This is a genomic window from Streptomyces sp. PT12 (assembly GCF_003311645.1).
GTDB lineage: Bacteria > Actinomycetota > Actinomycetes > Streptomycetales > Streptomycetaceae > Streptomyces.
Map to the genome: position 1 here is coordinate 47,818 of NZ_QEST01000079.1, position 19,661 is coordinate 67,478.

General features: G+C 74.0%; 17 protein-coding genes. 12 read left to right on the plus strand and 5 right to left on the minus strand.

Annotated elements, in window-relative coordinates; genetic code table 11:
* Positions 1-16: 16 nt before the first annotated feature.
* Both DEH69_RS06635 and DEH69_RS06640 read right to left on the minus strand, forming a co-directional pair.
* Positions 17-697: a TrkA family potassium uptake protein gene (locus DEH69_RS06635; protein ID WP_113685937.1), complete on the minus strand. Its 681-nt coding sequence runs from the start codon at positions 695-697 to the stop codon at positions 17-19.
* On the minus strand, positions 694-1,359 hold the full coding sequence (locus DEH69_RS06640) for a TrkA family potassium uptake protein (protein ID WP_113685938.1): 666 nt from the start codon (positions 1,357-1,359) through the stop codon (positions 694-696). Before DEH69_RS06640 ends, DEH69_RS06635 begins: the two co-directional genes overlap by 4 nt.
* Before the next feature lie 83 nt (positions 1,360-1,442).
* Here DEH69_RS06640 and DEH69_RS06645 point away from each other — a divergent pair, with 83 nt between their 5' ends.
* The 5 genes from DEH69_RS06645 to mmuM all read left to right on the plus strand — a co-directional run bounded on the left by DEH69_RS06645 (position 1,443) and on the right by mmuM (position 9,515).
* Positions 1,443-3,461, plus strand: a complete 2,019-nt coding sequence (locus tag DEH69_RS06645) for an APC family permease (RefSeq protein WP_113685939.1) — start codon at positions 1,443-1,445, stop codon at positions 3,459-3,461.
* Positions 3,462-3,510: 49 nt separating this feature from the next.
* Positions 3,511-4,875 (plus strand): class I SAM-dependent RNA methyltransferase, encoded by a 1,365-nt coding sequence (locus DEH69_RS06650; RefSeq protein WP_113685940.1) that lies wholly within the window; start codon positions 3,511-3,513, stop codon positions 4,873-4,875.
* Between the two features lie 36 nt (positions 4,876-4,911).
* Complete coding sequence (locus tag DEH69_RS06655) at positions 4,912-7,650, plus strand: BTAD domain-containing putative transcriptional regulator (RefSeq protein ID WP_113685941.1); 2,739 nt, start codon at positions 4,912-4,914, stop codon at positions 7,648-7,650.
* A 72-nt stretch (positions 7,651-7,722) separates the two neighbouring features.
* Complete coding sequence (locus tag DEH69_RS06660) at positions 7,723-8,643, plus strand: LLM class F420-dependent oxidoreductase (protein ID WP_113685942.1); 921 nt, start codon at positions 7,723-7,725, stop codon at positions 8,641-8,643.
* A complete protein-coding gene (gene mmuM / locus DEH69_RS06665) occupies positions 8,643-9,515 on the plus strand; it encodes a homocysteine S-methyltransferase (protein ID WP_113685943.1) in 873 nt (290 codons plus the stop codon). Before DEH69_RS06660 ends, mmuM begins: the two co-directional genes overlap by 1 nt.
* A 402-nt stretch (positions 9,516-9,917) precedes the next feature.
* On the opposite strand, the gene DEH69_RS06670 is transcribed toward mmuM, so the two are convergent.
* Positions 9,918-10,427: an RICIN domain-containing protein gene (locus DEH69_RS06670; protein WP_181727299.1), complete on the minus strand. Its 510-nt coding sequence runs from the start codon at positions 10,425-10,427 to the stop codon at positions 9,918-9,920.
* A gap of 427 nt (positions 10,428-10,854) precedes the next feature.
* Between DEH69_RS06670 and DEH69_RS06675 the strand changes: the two genes are divergently transcribed.
* From DEH69_RS06675 to DEH69_RS06690, 4 genes are all read left to right on the plus strand, one after another.
* Complete coding sequence (locus DEH69_RS06675; protein ID WP_113685945.1) at positions 10,855-12,423, plus strand: hypothetical protein; 1,569 nt, start codon at positions 10,855-10,857, stop codon at positions 12,421-12,423.
* Between the two features lie 78 nt (positions 12,424-12,501).
* On the plus strand, positions 12,502-12,936 hold the full coding sequence (locus tag DEH69_RS06680) for a hypothetical protein (protein ID WP_113685946.1): 435 nt from the start codon (positions 12,502-12,504) through the stop codon (positions 12,934-12,936).
* Complete coding sequence (locus tag DEH69_RS06685) at positions 12,933-15,425, plus strand: Hsp70 family protein (RefSeq protein ID WP_113685947.1); 2,493 nt, start codon at positions 12,933-12,935, stop codon at positions 15,423-15,425. The genes DEH69_RS06680 and DEH69_RS06685 overlap by 4 nt, the downstream gene beginning before the upstream one ends.
* Positions 15,426-15,479: 54 nt before the next feature.
* A complete protein-coding gene (locus DEH69_RS06690) occupies positions 15,480-16,046 on the plus strand; it encodes a DUF1707 domain-containing protein (RefSeq protein WP_113685948.1) in 567 nt (188 codons plus the stop codon).
* A 128-nt stretch (positions 16,047-16,174) separates the two neighbouring features.
* Here the strand turns inward: DEH69_RS06690 and DEH69_RS06695 are convergent, their stop codons facing one another.
* Positions 16,175-16,633 (minus strand): MFS transporter, encoded by a 459-nt coding sequence (locus DEH69_RS06695; protein WP_220131205.1) that lies wholly within the window; start codon positions 16,631-16,633, stop codon positions 16,175-16,177.
* Between the two features lie 106 nt (positions 16,634-16,739).
* On the opposite strand from DEH69_RS06695, the gene DEH69_RS06700 reads away from it, so the two are divergent.
* Positions 16,740-17,666 carry a MarR family winged helix-turn-helix transcriptional regulator gene (locus tag DEH69_RS06700; RefSeq protein ID WP_220131206.1) on the plus strand — a complete coding sequence of 309 codons (927 nt, stop codon included), beginning with the start codon at positions 16,740-16,742 and terminating at the stop codon, positions 17,664-17,666.
* A 179-nt stretch (positions 17,667-17,845) separates the two neighbouring features.
* Positions 17,846-18,106, plus strand: a complete 261-nt coding sequence (locus tag DEH69_RS06705) for a DUF397 domain-containing protein (RefSeq protein WP_113685950.1) — start codon at positions 17,846-17,848, stop codon at positions 18,104-18,106.
* Here DEH69_RS06705 and DEH69_RS06710 read toward each other — a convergent pair.
* A complete protein-coding gene (locus DEH69_RS06710) occupies positions 18,093-18,854 on the minus strand; it encodes an alpha/beta fold hydrolase (RefSeq protein WP_258534491.1) in 762 nt (253 codons plus the stop codon). The genes DEH69_RS06705 and DEH69_RS06710 overlap by 14 nt on opposite strands.
* Positions 18,855-18,947: 93 nt before the next feature.
* On the opposite strand from DEH69_RS06710, the gene DEH69_RS06715 reads away from it, so the two are divergent.
* A complete protein-coding gene (locus DEH69_RS06715) occupies positions 18,948-19,637 on the plus strand; it encodes a DUF308 domain-containing protein (RefSeq protein ID WP_113685951.1) in 690 nt (229 codons plus the stop codon).
* Positions 19,638-19,661 lie beyond the last annotated feature (24 nt).

Below are 19,661 nucleotides of genomic sequence, written 5' to 3' on the forward strand. Positions count from 1 at the left end.
CCCCGCCCGCGCGGCCTCAGGCGTCCTCGTCGCCGCCCCGGCGCGGCGACAGCAGCTTCTCCAGCTGCGCCTCCCGCGCCGGCGCGGCCACGAACAGCAGCTCGTCGCCCGCCTCAAGGGCGTCGTCGGGATCGGGAATCAGCACCCGCGCGCCCCTGATGATGGTGACGAGCGCGGTGTCCTGCGGCCACGCCACCTCGCCCACGCGCGTGCCGACCAGACCGGCGCCATCGGGCAGGGTCATCTCCACGAGGTTCGCCTCGCCCTGGCTGAAGCGCAGCAGCCGCACCAGGTCGCCGATGCTCACGGCCTCCTCGACCAGCGCGGACATCAGCCGCGGCGTGGAGACGGCCACATCGACGCCCCACGCGTCGTTGAACAGCCATTCGTTCTTGGGGTGGTTGATCCGGGCGACCACGCGGGGCACCCCGAACTCGGTCTTCGCGAGCAGCGACACCACGAGGTTCACCTTGTCGTCGCCGCTGGCCGCGATCACCACCTGGCAGCGCTCCAGGGCGGCCTCGTCCAGCGTGGCGATCTCGCACGCGTCGGCGAGCAGCCACTCCGCCTCGGGCACCCGCTCGACCGAGACGGCGCCCGGCGCCTTGTCGATGAGTAGCACCTCGTGCCCGTTCTCCAGCAGCTCCGCCGCGATGGAGCGGCCCACCGCGCCGGCTCCCGCGATCACGACTCTCATCGGGGCTCCTCGGGGCCGAGCATGCACGCCGCCTCCACCTCGGCCACCCGGTCGCCGTACATCATCACGTGCACCAGGTCGCCCTCCTGCAACACCGTTCGCGCGGTGGGCAGTATCGCCTCGCCCATCCGGGTCATGAACGCCACCCGCACCCCGGTGCGCTCCTGGAAGGCGCTCACGGTGTGGCCGAGCCACGCCGCGGCCACATGGACCTCGGACAGCTGCACCCCGCCGCTGGGGTCGCGCCACAGCGGCTCGGCGCCCGCGGGCAGCAGCCGCCGCAGCATCTGGTCGGCGGTCCAGCGGACCGTGGCCACGGTGGGGATGCCGAGGCGCTCGTACACCTCGGCGCGGCGGGGGTCGTAGATGCGCGCGGTGACGTTCTCCACGCCGAAGACCTCGCGGGCGACGCGGGCCGCGATGATGTTGGAGTTGTCGCCGCTGCTGACGGCGGCGAACGCGCCCGCGTCCTTCAACCCGGCCTCGTTCAACGTGTCACGGTCGAAGCCGAGTCCGGTCACCCTGCGGCCGCCGAAGCGCGAGCCGAGGCGGCGGAACGCGGTCGGGTCCCGGTCGATGACCGCGACGGAGTGGCCGCGTTCCTCCAGGCTCTGGGCCAAGGTCGCGCCGACCCGTCCGCAGCCCATGATCACGATGTGCATAGGTCTCCTTCGGTGCGGACCACGCTACCGGGCAGGTCATCGGCTGTCCGTTTCAGGGGCGGGTCCGGCGTACGGTGTGCCCCATGGACCACCCCAAGCGCCTGCTGCTGGGCCGCGCCCTGCGCAGCGACGCGCTCAGGGACACGCTGCTCCGCAAGCGCATCGCCCTGCCCGTCTTCGCCTCCGACCCGCTCTCCTCGGTCGCGTACGCCCCCGGCGAGGTGTTGCTCATACTGTCCATCGCGGGGCTCGCCGCCTATCACCACAGCGTGTGGATCACGGTGGCCGTCGTGATCCTGATGATCACCGTGGTCGCCTCCTACCGGCAGACCGTGCATGCCTACCCGGGCGGCGGGGGCGCGTACGCCGTCGTCTCCACCAACTTCGGGCGCCGGGCGGGCCTCACGGTCGGCAGCGCGCTCCTCGTCGACTACGTCCTGACCGTGGCCGTGTCCGTCTCGGCGGGCGTGGACAACCTCGGCTCCGCGGTGGGCGTCGTCGAGAACAACGAGGTCGCCTCGGCGCTCGTCGTCATCCTCGCCCTCGCGCTGCTGAACCTCAGGGGCGTCAAGGAGTCGGGCACCCTCTTCGCCATCCCCACCTACGCGTTCGTCGTCGGCGTGCTGCTGACCGTCGCGTGGGGCGGGCTCAAGGTGCTGATGGGCGACACGATGCGCGCGCCCTCGGCCGACTTCGACATCGTCCCCGAACAGACCGATCTGTCGTCCCTGGCCACGGCGTTCCTGCTGCTGCGGGCGTTCTCCTCGGGCTGCGCGGCGCTCACCGGGGTCGAGGCGATCAGCAACGGCGTTCCCGCGTTCCGCGAGCCCAAGGGCCGCAACGCCGCGGGCACGCTCGCCATCATGGGCACGCTGGCCAGCGTGATGTTCCTCGGCATCATGGCGCTCGCGCTGCACACCCATGTGCGGGTGGCGGAGGACCCGGCGAGGGACCTGATCGTGGACGGGGAGCCCGCGGGGCAGGGCTTCCACCAGGACCCGGTGATCGCCCAGGTCGGCGAGGCGGTGTTCGGCAGCGGGTCGCTCGCGTTCTACGGCCTGGCCGCGGTGACCGCGATGATCCTCTTCCTGGCCGCCAACACCGCGTTCAACGGCTTCCCCGTGCTGGGCTCGATCCTGGGCCAGGACCGCTTCCTGCCACGGCAGTTGCACACGCGCGGCGACCGGCTGGCGTTCAGCAACGGCATCGCGCTGCTCACGCTGCTCGCGGCGCTGCTCGTCATCGCGTTCCGCGCCAATGTCAACCAGCTGATCCAGCTCTACATCGTGGGCGTGTTCGTCTCGTTCACCTTCAGCCAGACCGGGATGGTCAAGCACTGGAACCAGCTGCTGGCCGACGAGCGCGACCCGGCCGCCCGCCGCCGCATGCACAGGGCCCGCGCGCTCAACGGCTTCGGCGCCGCGCTGTGCGCCAGCGTGCTGGTGATCGTGCTGTTCACCAAGTTCTCCCATGGCGCCTGGGTCTCGCTGGTCGGCATGGCCCTCTTCTACGCGGTGATGACCGGCATCAGGCGCCACTACGACGCGGTCGCCGGCGAGCTGGCGCTCGATGTGCCCGAGGAGGAGCTGGACGTGCGCCCCTCCCAGGTCCACGCCGTCGTGCTGGTCTCCCAGATCCACAAGCCGACGATGCGCGCCCTCGCCTATGCCAAGCTGCTGCGCTCCGACAGCCTGGTCGCCGTCACGATCGACGTGGACCCCGAGGACACCAGGAAGCTCAAGGCCGAGTGGGAGCAACGGCGCGTCGACGTCCCGCTCCAGGTGCTCGACGCGCCCTACCGCGAGGTCACGCACCCCGTCGTCGCCCATGTCAAGGAGCTGCGCCGCGCCCACCCGCGCGACGTGGTGAGCGTGATCATCCCCGAGTACGTCGTCGGCCACTGGTACGAGGCGCTGCTGCACAACCAGAGCGCGCTGCGCCTCAAGGCCAGGCTGCTGCTGACCCCCGGCGTCACCGTGACCTCGGTGCCCTGGCAGCTCGCCTCGGCGGAGAACGCCCGCAGGCGGCACAGGCGCCGCCACGAGCGCCACGGCCCCAGGCGCGTCCGGCGCGGGGTGAGGCACGGGGCGCGCCGGCCGTAGACTGGAAGGCCGTGGTTTTCCCCGAACGATCCCCCTGGAGCGCCGCCTGATGGCCAGCGACACATCGACGACCGAGGTGGCCTCCCTGGTGGGCCAGGAGTACGAGGTCGAGGTGGGCCCGGTGGCGCACGGCGGGCACTGCGTGGCTCGCACCGCCGAGGGCCGCGTCCTCTTCGTGCGCCATACGCTGCCGGGGGAGCGCGTGGTCGCCCGGGTCACCGAGGGGCACGCGGGCGCGCGGTTCCTGCGCGCCGACGCGGTGCGCGTGCTGACCGCGTCGAAGGACCGCGTCCCGGCGCCCTGTCCCTTCTCCGGCCCAGGGCGCTGCGGTGGCTGCGACTGGCAGCATGTGAAGCCGGGCGCCCAGCGGCGGCTCAAGGGCGAGGTGCTGACCGAGCAGCTGCGCGCGCTCGCCGGGCTGACGCCGCAGGAGGCGGGCTGGGACGGCACGGTCGAGCCCGCCCCCGGGGACAAGGTCCCCGCGGGCCAGGTGCCAGCCTGGCGCACCCGGGTGCAGTACGCGGTGGACGACGAGGGCAGGGCGGGGCTGCGCCGCCACCGCTCGCACGAGGTGGAGCCCGTCGACCGCTGCCTGATCGCCGCCGACGAGGTCACCGAGCTCGGCGTCGAAGGCCGCTCCTGGCCCGGCATCGCCACCGTGGAGGCCGCGGCGGCGACCGGATCGAGCGACCGGATGGTGGTGCTGACCCCGCGGCCAGGTGGCCGGCTGCCGCTGGTGGCTCTGGAGCGGCCGGTGTCCGTGATGCGCGCGGAGGAGAGCCGGGGGCGTGGCGGCGAGCAGCAGGTGCACCGGGTCCACGGCCGTGCGTTCCTGCGGGAGCGTGCCGACGGGCGCACCTGGCGGGTGTCGGGCGGCGGCTTCTGGCAGGGGCACCGCGAGGCCGCGGGCCTGCTGGTGGACGCGGTGATGCGCGGGCTGACGCCGCGCAAGGGCGAGATGGCGCTCGATCTCTACTGCGGCGCCGGCCTGTTCGCGGGTGCGCTGGCCGACCGGGTGGGGGAGGGCGGCGCGGTCCTCGGGATCGAGGCGTCGGCACGGGCCGTGCGGGACGCCAGGCACAATCTCGCCGATTTTCCGCGGGTGCGCGTCGAACAGGGGCCCGTGGCACGGGTGCTCCCCAGGACCGGTATCACCCGGGCCGACCTGGTTGTCCTGGATCCGCCGCGGGCCGGGGCGGGGCACGAGGTCGTGCGGCGGATCGCGTCGCTCGGCGCGCGTCGGGTGGCGTATGTGGCGTGCGACCCGGCGGCGCTGGCCCGTGACCTGGCCCATTTCCGCGCGGCGGGCTACGCGCCGCGCTTCCTGCGGGCGTTCGACCTCTTCCCGATGACCCAGCACCTGGAGTGTGTGGCCATTCTTCAGCCCATGAGGGAGCGCGCTTCCGGGCAGTAGAGTGGGGAGCCACGGCATCGGCGGTGGGGGTTTCCCTTGGACATCCGGCTCCTCGGCCCGCTGGAGGTGGTGGCGGACTCCGGCACCCCGCTGCCCGTGACGACCCCTCGACTGCGCGCCGTTCTCGCGGCGTTGGCCCTGCGTGCGGGCGAGGTCGTGCCGACGGCCGTCCTCGTCCAGCAGGTGTGGGGGCCCGAGCCGCCCGATGACGCGGCGGCCGCCCTCCGCGATTGCGTGGCAAGGCTGCGCCGGATGCTGCCCGAGGCCCGCCTGCTGACCGCGCCCGACGGCTTCCGGCTCGCGGTCGTTCCCACCGAGACCGACCTGGGGCGCTTCCACGCGGCGGCGCGGCAGGCGCGCGCGGTGTCGGAGCGCGACCCGGAGCGCGCGGCCGGGCTGCTCGCGCGGGCGCTGGGGCTGTGGCGCGGGACCCCGCTGGACGACGTGCCGCGGGGGCCGCTGCGGGCGGCGGTCGGGCCGGGGCTTGCCGAGCTGAGACTGGCGGCCCTCGAGGACTGGTTCGAGCTGAGCCTGACCCTGGGGCGGCACACCGAGGTGGCCGACGACCTGCTCGCCGCGGCGCGGGCGCACCCGCACAGGGAGCGGCTGACCCGGCAGGCCATCGCGGCGCTGCGGCGCTGCGGGCGCACGGTCGAGCAGCAGGTGCTCGAACGGGCCCTGCGCGACGCCGCGTCCGCGGCACGGGCCCAGGGGCCGCGGGCGCGCCTCGCGCCTTTCCCCTCGCCCGGCGCGACGTTCGTCGCCCGAGGGCTCGAGCTGGCCAGGCTCCGCTCGTGGCTGACCGGCGCCTCGGCCGCGCCCGCCGTCTGCCTGATCGACGGCCCAGGCGGGGTGGGCAAGTCCACGCTCGCGGTGCGCGCGGCCCGCGAGGTGGCCGACCGCTTCCCCGACGGGCTGCTCTATGTGGACCTGCGCGGCGCCGACCCGCGCGACCCCCCGCTCGACCTGGCCGAGGCGCGCCGGGTGCTGCTCGCCTCGATGGGCACCCCGGGCAAGGAAGTGCCCCAGGACCCGACGGCCGCCGCGGCGTTCTACCGCGAGCAGTTCGCCGCGCGCCGTGTGCTGCTCGTCCTCGACAACGCCCTCGACGTGGCGCAGGTGGGGCCGCTGCTGCCCGTCGAGCCGGGCTCCGCGGCGCTGGTGACCAGCCGCACCGCGCTCACCGGCCTCTCGTCGGGGCGCCATCTGCACCTGGGCCCGCTGACCACCGAGGAGGCGGTGGCCCTCGTGCGGACGGTCGCGGTCGGGCGTGCGGAGCGCGGCACGCGGGAGCGGTGGGAGGAGCTGGTCGGCCTGTGCGGCAGGCTGCCGCTCGCGCTGCGGATCCTGGCGGCACGGATGGCGGCGCGGCCCCGCTGGTCGGTGGCCGACTTCATCGCCGTGCTGCGCGACGAGCGGTGCCGCATGGACGAGCTGACCACCGACGACCTGGATCTGCGGGCCAGCCTGATGGTCTCGATCGACCAGCTCGCGGCGGGCGCCGAGCCGGAGGACCGGCGGGCGGCGGGGATGTTCCCGCTGCTCGGCGCCGCCGCGGTCCGCTCGTTCAGCCCCGGCTCCGTGGCCGCGCTCGTGGGCTGCCAGGCGGGGCAGGCGCGGCGGGCGCTCGAGCGGCTGGTGGACGCCAGGATCGCCGAGAGCCCGTGGCCCGGCGTCTACACGCTGCACGACCTGGTGCGTTCGGCCGCCGCCTGGCAGGCGGCCAGGCTGCCGCGCCGCGGCACCACCGAGCGCCTGGCCGAGCTGGCGCGCTGGTATCTGGGCTCGCTCTACCGCGTCAACGTCCCGCTGGCGCTGCCCGATTACTACCGCAGGCGGTATCAGGCGGGCGCGGACCGCTATCCGCAGGGGCGGCTCTTCACCTCGGTCGACGAGTCGCTGCCGTGGGCCGACGAGGTGCTGGACGACGTGATCTCGCTGGCGCAGCAGCTGTCGGCGCCCGAGTACGACGCGGGCGACGAGCTGGGCGGCGCGCCGCTTTCGACGTTCTCGCTCGAGTGCGTGCGCGCCCTGGAGAGCTACTTCGGGATGCGGCTGAGCTGGCGCGCCCAGCGGCGGCTGTGCGACCTCACGCTCGACGTCGGCCGCCGCAGGGGCGACCGCTTCGCTCAGGCCGTGGCGTACGGGCAGCTGGGCAAGGCGGCGGGGCAGCAGGGCAGCGGCGACCGTGGCGTGGAGCTGCTGCGCAGCGGGATCGAGCTGTGCCGCTCCGTCGACCGCCGGATGGACGCCCTGGTCATGACCCTGAACCTGGTGCCGTGCCTGGGCTCGGCCGGGCGCCTGACCGAGGCCGTCGAGGCGGCGGAGCGGGCCCTGGCCGAGGTGGCGGAGACGGGCATGGCTGAGTTCAGGCCGCAGATCATCAACAACCTCGGCCGCTGCCAGCTGTTCCTCGGCCACCACGACGAGGCCCGCGGCCTGCTCACCCGCAACTACGAGGCGGCGCCCCTGCCGTACGAGCGGACCATCGCCGCGGGGGTGCTGGCCGAATACCACCTGGAGATGGGCGAGTTCGAGGAGGCGGCCCGCTGGGCCGACCGCGCGCTGGGCCACGCCGCCGAGCAGCCGTTCGACCCGATCGTGGTGGCGCAGCAGCGGACGTGGCGGGCGGCGGCGCTGCGCGGGCTGGGGCGCGAGGATCTTGCGCGGGCCGAGGAGATGCAGGCGCAGGCGGTGCTCGAGGACCTCAACAGCCGCGAGAACAGCCACCTCCGCGTCCGCACCGACGGCCGCCACGTGCCGCTCCCGCGCTGAGCGCCGGGGCCTCGCTTCGGCGCGGCGTGCCCCCCTGGACGGGCGGCGCGCGCGACGGCGGACAATGGGGCCATGGATCTGCGCATCTTCACCGAACCCCAGCAGGGTGCCGACTACGAGACGCTGCTGGCCGTCGCCAAGGCCACCGAGGATCTGGGCTTCGACGCCTTCTTCCGGTCCGACCACTACCTCAAGATGGGCGGTGTGAACGGCGATCCCGGGCCCACGGACGCCTGGCTCACGCTGGCGGGGCTCGCCAGGGAGACCAGCAGGATCCGGCTGGGCACGCTGATGACCGCGGCCACCTTCCGGCTGCCCGGCGTGCTGGCGATCCAGGTGGCGCAGGTGGACGCGATGTCGGGCGGGCGCGTCGAGTTCGGCCTGGGCGCCGGGTGGTACGAGGCCGAGCACACCGCGTATGGCATCCCGTTCCCCAAGGCCAAGTTCCCGCGCCTCGAGGAGCAGCTGGCGATCATCACCGGTCTGTGGGAGACGCCGGTGGGGGAGACGTTCTCCTATGAGGGCGAGCACTACCGGCTCACCGAATCGCCCGCGCTGCCCAAGCCCGCGCAGCCGCGGATCCCGGTGCTGCTCGGCGGCATGGGGAAGGAGCGGACGCCACGTCTCGCGGCCCGTTACGCCGACGAGTTCAATGTGCCGTTCGCCTCGGTCGAGGACACCGCAGCCCAGTTCGGGCGGGTGGCGCGGGCGGTGGAAGAGGCCGGGCGCAAGCCGGGCGACCTCGTCTACTCCAACGCCCTGGTGGTGTGCGTCGGCAGGGACGACGCCGAGGTGGCGCGCCGCGCCGAGGCGATCGGCCGCGACGCGGACGAGCTGCGGCGCAACGGCCTGGCGGGCTCGCCGTCCGAAGTGGTCGAGGCGATCGGGCGGTTCGCGGCGGTGGGCTCGACCCGGATGTACCTTCAGGTCCTCGACCTGCACGACCTCGACCACCTCGAGCTGATCGCCTCCCAGGTCATGCCGCAGCTCTGATGCCGTTCCCACCGCCGTCGGGGCCCGTCGTGCTGGACGGCGGGCTGTCCGACCAGCTCGTCGCCCAGGGCCATGACCTGGGCGGCGAGCTCTGGACGGCGCGGCTGCTCGTGGAGCGGCCCGATGAGCTGCTGGCGGCGCACACGGCCTATGTGCGCGCCGGCGCGCAGGTGGTGATCTCCGGCAGCTACCAGGCGTCGTTCACCGGCTTCGCGCGCCGGGGCATCGGGCGGCGCGCGGCGGCGCGGCTGCTGGGCGACAGCGTGCGCCTGGCGCGCGCGTCGGGCGCGCGCTGGGTGGCCGCCTCGGTCGGCCCCTATGGCGCGGTCCTGGCGGACGGCAGCGAGTACCGGGGGCGTTACGGGCTGAGTGCCGCGGAGCTCGAACGCTTCCACCGCCCCCGGATCGAGGCCCTTCTCGCGGCGGAGCCAGACGTCCTGGCGCTGGAGACGATCCCTGACGCGGTCGAGGCCGAGGCGCTGGTGCGCGCGATCCGCGGCTGCGGCGTTCCGGCCTGGCTCTCCTTGACGGTGGCGGGCGCCGCGACGCGCGCCGGGCAGCCGCTCGACGAGGCGTTCGCGGTGGCCGCCGCGGCGGACGAGGTGGTCGCGGTCGGCGTCAACTGCTGCGCCCCCGCCGATGTCCTGCCCGCGGTCGCGCGCGCGACGGCGGTGACGGGCAAGCCCGCGGTGGCCTACCCCAACAGTGGCGCCTTGAGCCCATCGGCCGGGCGGTCCTCCCGGCCCTCCCCGCCGTCCCTGCCCGCTCTCGTCCCCGAGTGGCTGGCCGCGGGGGTCCAACTCGTCGGGGGCTGCTGCGGCGTCGGCCCTGACGCGATCGCCGCGCTGGCGCGCCCCCTTCCCGCCTCCTGAGCCGAGGGGCGGCCCGTGCGGTCGTGCGGCCCCGGCGGTCGTGCGGCCCCGGCAGTCGTGCGACCAGGGCGGCCGGGCGGCGCCTTCCGGCCGTCTCCCTTCGTGGGGGTTCGGCCGGGTTTGTCCCGGCCTCGGGCCGAAAAATCGGGGCCGGTACCGCACCCGTTGGTAGCTGACAGGACACAGAACGCGACCGAAACCGTCCGTTCGCCGAGGGACTTCGCCCGGGACTCCGGCAGACTCGGCACAGAGGCCGATCCGTCACCTCCGCTGTGCAGGGCAGGGGTGGGGACGCCTTCCGACGGACCGCCCCGACTCACTCGCCTCCCCGCGTACGGCCGGGCGCGGTCCGTCCCCTTCCGGCGCGGATCCTTGGCTGGCGCGGATCCTTGGCGCGAACCGCTACACGACCAGCCCGAACAGCTGCTCGGGGCCGTCGTCGCACGGCACCGCCGACAGGCGGCTGTCCTGGCCGGGCGGGGCGATGGCGGGCGGCTGCGTCAGGCAGGTCCCGGTGGCCCGGTTGACGAAGACCGTGCCGTCGTCGCCCGACCGGATGTCCCAGCTCTCCAGCGGCCCGCCCCCGCAGGCCCGCTGCTCGACCCAGGGCCCGATCCCGAGCGGGGTCACCGTGAGGCAGCTGCCCGCGGACTCGTTGACGACGGCCGTCCCGCCGTCTGTGTGGTCCCTCAACTCCCACCTCTGCGTGGGGCTTGCGCCGATCAGCCGCTCCATGCGGACATACGCGTCGGCTGCGGGCGCGTCCCGGGCCGCCACGGTCGCATACGCCGACAGCGTCAGGTCGCCGATCAGCACGGGCGACACCGGCGCTTCCGCGGCGGCCCGGGCGGCTCCCGCGGGCGCGAGCACGAGGGAGGCCAGCGCGGCGGCCCCCGCAACGGGTAAGAGCATGCGTGGTCTCATGGCGTGGAGTGTAGGGAGCGGGGTCCATCTGTCCATGCCCCGCGAGGGAAGCGGCGTCCACGCCCCGTCGGCCGATCCGCGGAGCGCGGGGCGATTGCCAACCGGCCGGGGTGGGACAACGATGGACCGCATGGGGGAACGCGGGCGCGCCATGGCAGGTGACACCGCACCATGCCGCCGAACTCACCTTGATGACATGACCGTTGGGAGGGGCGCGCCGGAGCCCGACGGGGGACCCGTCCCGGCGCGACGCCGCCACACTTCTGCCGACGGCGCCCAGGTGCCCACCCGCCGCGCCCGCCGACGGCCGAGGGCACCCGAGCCGCCGCATCCGCCGCGGCTGCCGCATCCGCCGTAGCCGCACCGCCGACCCAGCCGCACACCGAGCCAACAGGCCGAGCTCAAGGGGGAATCCATGGCCCACGTCGGGGCGCTGCCATGGCTGGCCGAGTCCGCCGACCTCGACCTCTACCGGCACAACGCCTTCCGGGTGAGCGGACTTCCGGTGACCGCGACGCCGCGCGCCGTCCGGCGCCGCGGCTCGGAGCTGAGGGCGGCCGAGGCGCTGGGCGCCGAGGCGCCGCCCGGCGTCGGCTGGCTCGCCCTCGCCCCGCCCCCCGACCACGCCGCCGTGCGCGAGGCGTTGCGCCGCCTCGACGACCCGCTCCGCCGCGTCGCCGACGAGCTGTTCTGGCTCTGGCCGCTCCCCGAGACCGACGGGCTCGACCTCGGGCGCGCCACCGCGCTCTGGGAGTCCGCCGCCGACCCGGCGCCCGGGGGCCCTGCCCCGCCGGGCGCCGAGCGGCGCGGCATATCCCTGCACAACCTCGCCGTCCTCCACCACGCCTCGGTCCTGGAGTCCACCACAGGCGGGCCCGACGCCTGGCGCCGCGCCTACCGCTACTGGCGCCTGGCCCTCGACGACGAGAGCTGCTGGCGTTGGTTCGGCGCCCGCATCGAGGCCCTGGACGACCCCAGGCTGCGCGGCGTCACCGGCGACGATGTCCGCGACGCGCTGCCCGCGGTGCTGCTGACCATCCACGCGCGCCTGGCCATCGACGCGGCCCGCCCCAGGGGCGGCGACGCCGCGGCGCGCGGGCATGTGCGGATCATGGGGGAGTTCGCCCCCGACGGCACGGCCAGGGCCGTTCTCACCGAGGCGACCGCCACCATCGCCTCCGCCCTGCGGCTCCTCATCGACAACGCCGCCACCCCCGCGGACGACCACGAGACCCTGGCGGCCTCGGCCGCCGCGCTGGTCGCTGGGGCCGAGGACGACCTGCGCGTGCTGCGCGTCGTGCTCGGACCGGCCCACCCGGTCGTCGAGGGCACGGCGGACGCCGTCGCCTCGGGGGCGCACAAGCGCGTGGTCGCCTCCGTCAACAAGGGCCGCCACGCCACCGCCCACGGCGGCGACCCCGACCTCGTCCGCGCCACCGACACGTTGCGCCGGGCCCACGCCATCGCCGCGACCGCCCATGTCCGCGTCCCGATCGAGCGCGACATCGCCGTCCTGCTCGCGGACGCCGTCGTCCTCCACTGCAACGCCCTGGTGAGCGTCGACCGCCGCGCCGCCGGGAGCGGTGTCGAGATGGCCGAGCGGCTGATCACGGCGTCCGAGCCCCGCCTCGCCGAGCTGCGCCGCTACCGCGCCGACCCCGACGACCCGCAGTACGACCGCGCGAGCGACGCGTTGGCCGCCGCAGTCTGCCAGCTGGTCACGCTGTACTTCAACGCCACCGCCAACGCCTGGGCGGCCCTTCCGCTCTACGAACGCGCACGGCAGTTCGCCCGCAGCCACGAGGTGCGCAGGATCATCCAGCAGAACATCGACGTCGTCGGCTCGCTCACGGGGCGGACTCGCCCGCCGCGCGCCGTCCCCACGGGAGGCGAGCGGGTCAGGGGCGCGCTCGGCTGCCTGGTGGCGCTGCTGCTGGTGCTCTTGCCCATCGCGGCCTTTATCTACGGCCTTACACAAGGCTGATCGAGCCCCGACCGCACCCGACCGAGCCCGCCCTCTCCCGTCCGACTCCGACTGACTCCGACTGACGAACGAGGTGTGATGTCCACGAAGCCGCCAGGAGCCGTCACGCTCGACGCCGACGCGCTGGCCGAGATCGCCACCGCCGCATGGAGGTTGCGCAACAAGGTCGAGGCCACCGATGAGACACCTGCCGGCGTCAGGAGGCACACCCAGGCGCTGGCGGACACGCTGGCCGAGGCGGGGCTCGAGACCCGGTCCTACGAGGGCACGCCGTTCGATCCGGGGCTGCGCATGCGGGTCCTCGCCTACCAGCCCACGCCGGGCCTCGAACGCGACGAGGTCATCGAGACCCTGCGCCCCGCCGTCTACCTCAACGGCAGCGCCCTGACCCTGGGCGAGGTCATCGTCGGCACCCCACCCGAGGAACCGCGGCCCACGCCCGAGCGGCCCCCGCGGGAGGAGCCGACCGCGCCCGAAGAACCGAAGCCAGAAGGCGAGGACACCCACACGTGAGCAGCGGGACCATCGACATCGGCATCGACCTGGGCACCACCAACAGCGCGGTCGCCGTGCTGCGGGGCGTCCACACCGAGGTCATCAAGAACAACGACGGCGACGAGGCCACACCGTCCGCCGTCTGGATCGACCGCAGGAACCGCCTCTATGTCGGCCGCGCCGCCCGGGACCGCAACGAGCGCGACCCGGACAACACCTGCATCGAGTTCAAGCTGAGGATGGGAACGGCCGGTCAGGACAAGCGTTTCCCCGCCTCGGGCCGCACCCTGACCCCCGAGCAGCTCTCCGCCGAGGTGCTGACGTCGCTGCGCGCCGACGTCGCCGCCCGCCTTGAGCGTGAGGTGCGCGCCGCCGTCATCACGGTGCCCGCCGCCTTCGGCCTCGGCCCGTGCGAGGCCACCCAACGGGCCGCCGGTCTCGCGGGGCTGACCTTCACCCGCCTCCTCCAGGAACCGGCCGCCGCCGCCCACGCCTATGGCTTCCAGGCGACCGAGGAGAACGCCATGTGGCTGGTCTACGACTTCGGCGGCGGAACGTTCGACGCGGCCGTGATCCGGCTGCGGGACGGCGCGTTCTCGGTCGTGGGGCACTGCGGCGACAACTACCTCGGCGGCAAACTCATCGACTGGCGCATCGTCGAGGAGCTGCTGATCCCCGAGGCCGTCCGCCAGGTCCCCGAGCTGGCCGGGCTCGCGCGCGGGAACCCCCGCTGGCTCGGCGCCGTCGCCACCCTCAAGCAGGCGGCCGAGACCGCCAAGATCCGCCTCTCCCGCGCGCCCACGGCCGACATCCTGGTCGAGCTGGCCGACGACACCGGGCGCCGCTTCGAGTTCGACCACGAGCTGAGCCGGGCCGACGTCGAGGCCCTGGCCGAGCCGTTGGTGGCACGCTCGGTCAACCTCTGCCGCGCGGCGCTCGATGAGTTCGGCGTGGGCCCCGCGGACATCGAGAAGACCATCATGGTCGGCGGCCAGACCGCCATGCCGTTCCTCCGCGAGCGCCTGGCCGACCCCGTCCACGGCCTCGGCATTCCACTGGACTTCGGCCATGACCCGATGACCGTGGTGGCGCGCGGCGCCGCCGTCTTCGCCGGGGCGCAGCCGCTGCCCGCCGACTTCTCCGCGCCCGCCCCGAAGGCGGGGGCGTTCTCCCTGCGCGCCGAATACCCGCGCGTCAGCCCCGACCTCGACCCCGTCGTGGTTGGCCGCGTCACCGGCGCGGACGGCGCCCCCACCGAGGGCCTGGCAGTCGAGCTGGTCAACGAGGAGTCCGACCCGCCCTGGCACAGCGGACGCATCCCGGTCTCCGAGCGCGGCGACTTCACCAGTGTCCTGCGCGCCGAGCCGGGGCGCAGAAACGTCTTCCAGGTCCGCGTCACCGACGCCTCGGGCGCCCGCTGGCCCGTCACCCCCGACCACCTCGGCTACACCGTCGGCGCCGTCGAGACCGAGCCGATGCTCACCCACGCGATCGGCGTGGCCCTCGCCGACAATCAGGTGCGTGGGCTCGTCGAGCGCGGCGCGCGCCTGCCCGTGCGCCGCACCACCCCGTTGCGCACCACCGTCACGGTGGACCGGGGCCACGGCGGCGGGCTGATCCGCATCCCCGTCCTCGAGGGCGAGCGGCCCCGCGCCGACCGGAACCGCACCATCGGCTCCATCGAGGTCGGCGCCGACCGCGTCAGCCGAACGGTCCCCGCGGGCAGCGAGGTGCGGCTCACCGTGGAGATCGACGCGTCGCGGCTGGTGAAGGTCAGCGCGTTCGTGCCGCTGCTCGACGAGGTCTTCCAGACCACGGTCAGCCTGCTGAGCGAACCGGTCGTGGACACCCGCGAGCTGGAGATGGACGCCGGGGCGGAACGCGCCAGGCTCGCCCAGCTCACCGAGCGCGGGCGCGACGTGGACAGCCCGGTCGCCGACCTGCTGCTGCAACGCGTCGCCGACGAGGACCTGGACGGCGAGCTCGACCGCGCGGTGGACGCCGCCCGCCAGGACCCGTCCGAGTCGGGCCGCGCCAACAGCCGCCTGCTGGACCTGCGGCTCGCGCTCGACGCGGTGGAGGACGAGCTGGCCTGGCCCGAGCTGGTGCGCCAGGCCGAGGCCGTGGTCACCGAGGTCCGCGATCTGATCGCGGCCCACGGCAGCGAGTCGGACAAGGACGATCTTCCGCTCTACGAGCGGGACATCAAGCGCGCCATCGACTCGCGCGACGCGGATCTGCTGCGCCAGCGCACCGACCGCCTCCGCGAGCACGCGATGCGCGTCCTCGACCGCTCGGGCGTGCTGCAACCGCTCGTCTTCGAGAACCTGGCCGCCCACCGGTCCTCCATGCGCTACCCGGAACGCGCCGCCCGGCTGATCGCCGAGGGCCAACGCGCCCGCGACACCGGCGAGGAGGAGCGCCTGCGCTCGATCAACATCGAGCTGCAATCGCTGCTCCCCGAGGCCCCGCCCTCCATCCTCGGCGGTGACAGCACGGTCCTGTGAACGCCTCGGCCGACGGCCCTCCCGCCGCCCGCACGCCGTGCGACAATCACGCGTATGAGTGAGCGAGAGCTGCTGGCCTCCGACGGGGAACGCGACCGCGCCGCCGAGCGCGTGCGGGAGGCCGCGGCCGAGGGCCGCATCCGGCTGTCCGACGTGGACGGGCGGCTGTCCCGGGTGTACGAGGCGAGGACGCGCGGCGATCTCGAGCTGGCCACCCGCGACCTCCCCGAGCCGCGCGTCGTCAACGAACGGCCCACCTCCCGCGCCGCCGTGGCCGTCTTCGGCGGCTACGACCGGGGCGGCCACTGGGTGGTGCCCGCGAAGTTCACCGCGTGGTCGATGTTCGGCGGGGGCGGGATCGACCTGACCGAGGCCCAGCTGACGTCGCGTGAGACGGTCATCACGGCCGTGGCCCTGTGGGGTGGCGCCGACATCGTCGTCCCCGACGACGTCGAGGTGGAGGTCAAGGGCTTCGGGATCTTCGGCGGCTTCGGCAAGAGCGGCCGCAACCGGGGCAGGCCGGGCGCCCCCAGGATCGTCATCCGCGGCTTTGCGATGTTCGGCGGGGTGGGCACGCGGAAGAAGCCACGCAAGGAGCGCAAGGGCCTCACCCAGGGCTGACAGTACTGACAGGGCTGGCAGACCCGGCAGAGCTGGCAGGGCCGAGCGGCGTCACGGCATCCCCGGCGCGGGGGGGACCTCAGCCGTTCCCCGCGCCCACGCCCCGCCGTTCCGCCTGCGGCGAGCCGTCATCCGGCGAGCCCACGGAGGCCGCCGCCTCCGATGCCCCTTCCGCCTCGGGCCGTTGCGGCGCAGCCGGTACGAAGTCCCGCGCGCGGATCAGCAGAACGCTCGCCGCCCCGGAACGCCTCGCTCAGCAGCGCGAGCGACGTCGCCCACAGGACCGCCCCGCCGATTCCCTGCCCGGCCCGTGCGAGCGCGAGGAACAGGGGCCCCGTCGCCAGGCCGCACAGCAGCGAGCACGCCGTGAACAGGCCGACGCCGACCGCGTACATGCGCCCGCGCCCCCACAGGTCCGCGAGCGAGCCCCCGGTCACCAGGCCCGCGGCCAGCGCCAGCGCATACGCGTTGACCACCCACTGCGATCCGGACAGCGACGCGTCGAAGTCGTCGCCGATCTCGGGAAGCGCGACGTTCACGATCGTGATGTCGACCACCAGCATGAACACCCCGGCGACCACCGCCACCAGGGTCCACCACCTCTGCGTCAGAGATATGGCAGCGACCCTAAGGGTCCGTTTCCCTAATCGTCAATGTGCCTAATCATCTGCTCCGCTTGGTAACCTCCGAACCGTGACCGACATCGCCGCGCCCGCCATCGACCCCCGGCTCGTCGGCTTCACCGCGTTCCTGGCCCGCCGCGCCTCCGTCCGCGCCGAGCGCCTCGCCATGGCCGAGCTGCCGCCCGGGCGCAGGCCCCGCGAGCTGGCCGTGCTGACGCTGCTCGCCGACGAGGGGCCCCAGTCCCAGGCGCGCCTCGCCTCCCGCGTCGAAGTCAACAGGACCGTGATGATCTCCCTCATCGACGGCCTCGAGGGCGCCGACCTGGTCCGCAGGGAGCGCGACCCCGCCGACCGCAGGCGCTACGCCCTGCGCCTCACCGACGCGGGGGCTGCCGAGCTCGGGCGGATGGACGAGGCGACCGACCGGGCCGAACGCGCCCTGCACGCCCCCCTGTCCACGCCCGCCGCGCGCCGGAGGCTCGGTGACCTGCTGAGGTCGCTCGTCCCGGACCTGGCCGCCGCGCTCCCGGCGCGGGTCACCGCGCGCACGGGGTTCCTGCTGGCGCGGGTGGCCTGGCGGCTCGGCGGCCGACGGGAGGCGGGCCTGCGCGCCCACGGCATCGAGCCGCGCTGTGTCGCCATGCTCGTCGCCCTCGACACCGCCCAGCCCTGCACCCAGGAGCGCCTCGCCGCCGCGCTCGGCGTCGCGGGCCCGAGCATCGTCGCCGCCGTCGACGACCTGCACACCAGCGACCTCATCCGCCGCGACCGCAACCCCGCCGACCGCCGCGAGCACATCCTGTGCCTCACCCCGACCGGCGCGGACCACCTCACCAGGGCGCTGGACGCGGAGGGCGCCGTGCAGCGCGAGATCGCCGCCGACCTCGGGGAGCGGGAGGCGTCCGAGCTGAACGGCCTCCTGCTCGCCCTGCTCTCACCCCCGGGCGGGCACCCTGGCGGCGGGCTCACCGAGGAACGCCCCGCCGACGCGCGATGAGTCGGCGCCCCTGGCGTCGGAGCCGTCGGGGAAGCGGCATCGAACCCGCGTCGAACCGGCGCCGCCCGAGCGCCGATTCGGCCAAGGGCGGCGCCCCGTCTGCCCGGATATGGGATGCTGCGGTCAGGACCCGACCCTGAGAAGTATGTGCACCTGATCGCATGTTTGGCAGGAGATCCATGAACGGTCAACTGGCCTGGTTCAAGAGCAGCTACAGCACCGACTCCGGCGGCAACTGTCTCGAAGTGGCCGTCTCCTGGCGGAAGTCCGGCCTCGGCGGCGCGGCGTGCGCCGGGACCGTCGGCGTCCGCACCGTCCGCACTGTCCACGCCGTCCGCACCGTCCACGTCCGGGACTCGAAGGACATCGCACGCCCCGGCCTTGCGGTCTCGCCTGCCGCATGGGCCGCGTTCGCCGGGGGACCGCTCACGCGGTCATGAAGTCCAGCATCAAACGGGCCGTGTCCGCGGGGCGTTCGAGACTGGGGAGATGTCCGGCCCAGGGGAGCTCGAGGTGCCTGGCACCGCTCACCACCTGGGGCAGGTCCGCCGCGATCTCCCGGAAGTCCGGGAGATCGTGGGCCCCGGACACCGCGAGCGTCCGCGCCTTGATCGCGCTCAGGTCGAACTCCACGTCGACGTCGTCGACATCCGGCGCGGTCGACTGCACCTCGAACGCGCGGCGTTGCATCATCCGCACCATCGCCCTGGTGTTGCCGTCGGCCTCCGGACCGAGCCAGGTCGTGACGTTCAGCTCCACCGCGGCGTCGAGGTCACCGGCCTCGACGAACTCGTCCTCGCGGCGGCCGAACTCCCGCAGCGTCTCCGACTTCTCCCAGCCCGGCTGGGCCGTCGCGAGCAGCAGCAGCGACGTCACCCGCTCCGGCCAGCGCGCCGCCAGCTCAAGCCCCGCCAGGCCGCCCCCCGACGAGGCGATGACCGCCGTCTCCCGCACGTCGAGCGCGTCCAGCAGCCGCAGCACGTCATCGGCGTCGCGATAGGGCTCCTCGCCGGGCGGGGTATCACCGAAGGCGCGGAGGTCGCAGCGGATGAGGCGGAAGCCCGCGTCCAGCAGGATCCGCCACTGCGGATCCCACATCCTCCGGTCACAGACCGTGGAATGGAGCATCAGCACCACGGGGCCTTCGCGAACCGCGCCATGGTCATGGGCGAGGAGAGGGAGGGGCACCCGCGAACCCTACAACTAAAGTTGACCATCGGCAGGCGCTTTCCAGACCTTCGTCAGATGTGCGGTGCCCCACCCGTCACCTACCGTGATTCCATGAGGTCAAGCGAGACAACGGAGCTGGGTCTGTCCCTCGGGGACCGGCTCCTGATCATCGTCGGCGCCCCCGTGCTGGCGACACCCCTGGGCTTCGCCCTGCCGTCGATCACGGACTGGGCGGACGACCGGCCCTGGCTCCCCCTGCCGGGACCGCTGGCCGCCATCGCCGAGCTGGAGGGACGCTGGGTAGCCCTCGCCCTCGGCGGCGCCGGGCTCGTCCTCGGCCTCCTCGGAGGGCTGCTCCTGGTCCATCAGTGCCTCAGGGTCACCCTCTCCGACAAGGACATCAGGGTGGACAAGGGCGACAGGAGCCGCCGCATCCCCAGGGCCGATGTGGGGGCCGCCTTCGTGGACGGCAAGCGGCTGGTCATCCTCGACCCGGAGACCCGGGAGCTGATACGGGAGGAGTTCGAGGGGAAGCGCTCCACCCTGGCCGAGGGGTTCAGGGCCCATGGATACCCCTGGCACCAGGACGGGGACCCGCATGCCGACCTCTACCGCCGCTGGGTCCCCGACACCCCCGACATCCCCCCGGCGGCCAACGCCCTTCTGAAGGCACGCGAATCGGCCCTCAAGAAGAAGCACAAGGACGACATCACCGAGCTGCACACGGAGATTCAGAAGCTCGGCATCGTGATCCGCGACGAGCCCCCCAAGCAGTACTGGCGTCCACTGGTCCCGCACTGATCGGTCCCGCACCGATCCGTGCGG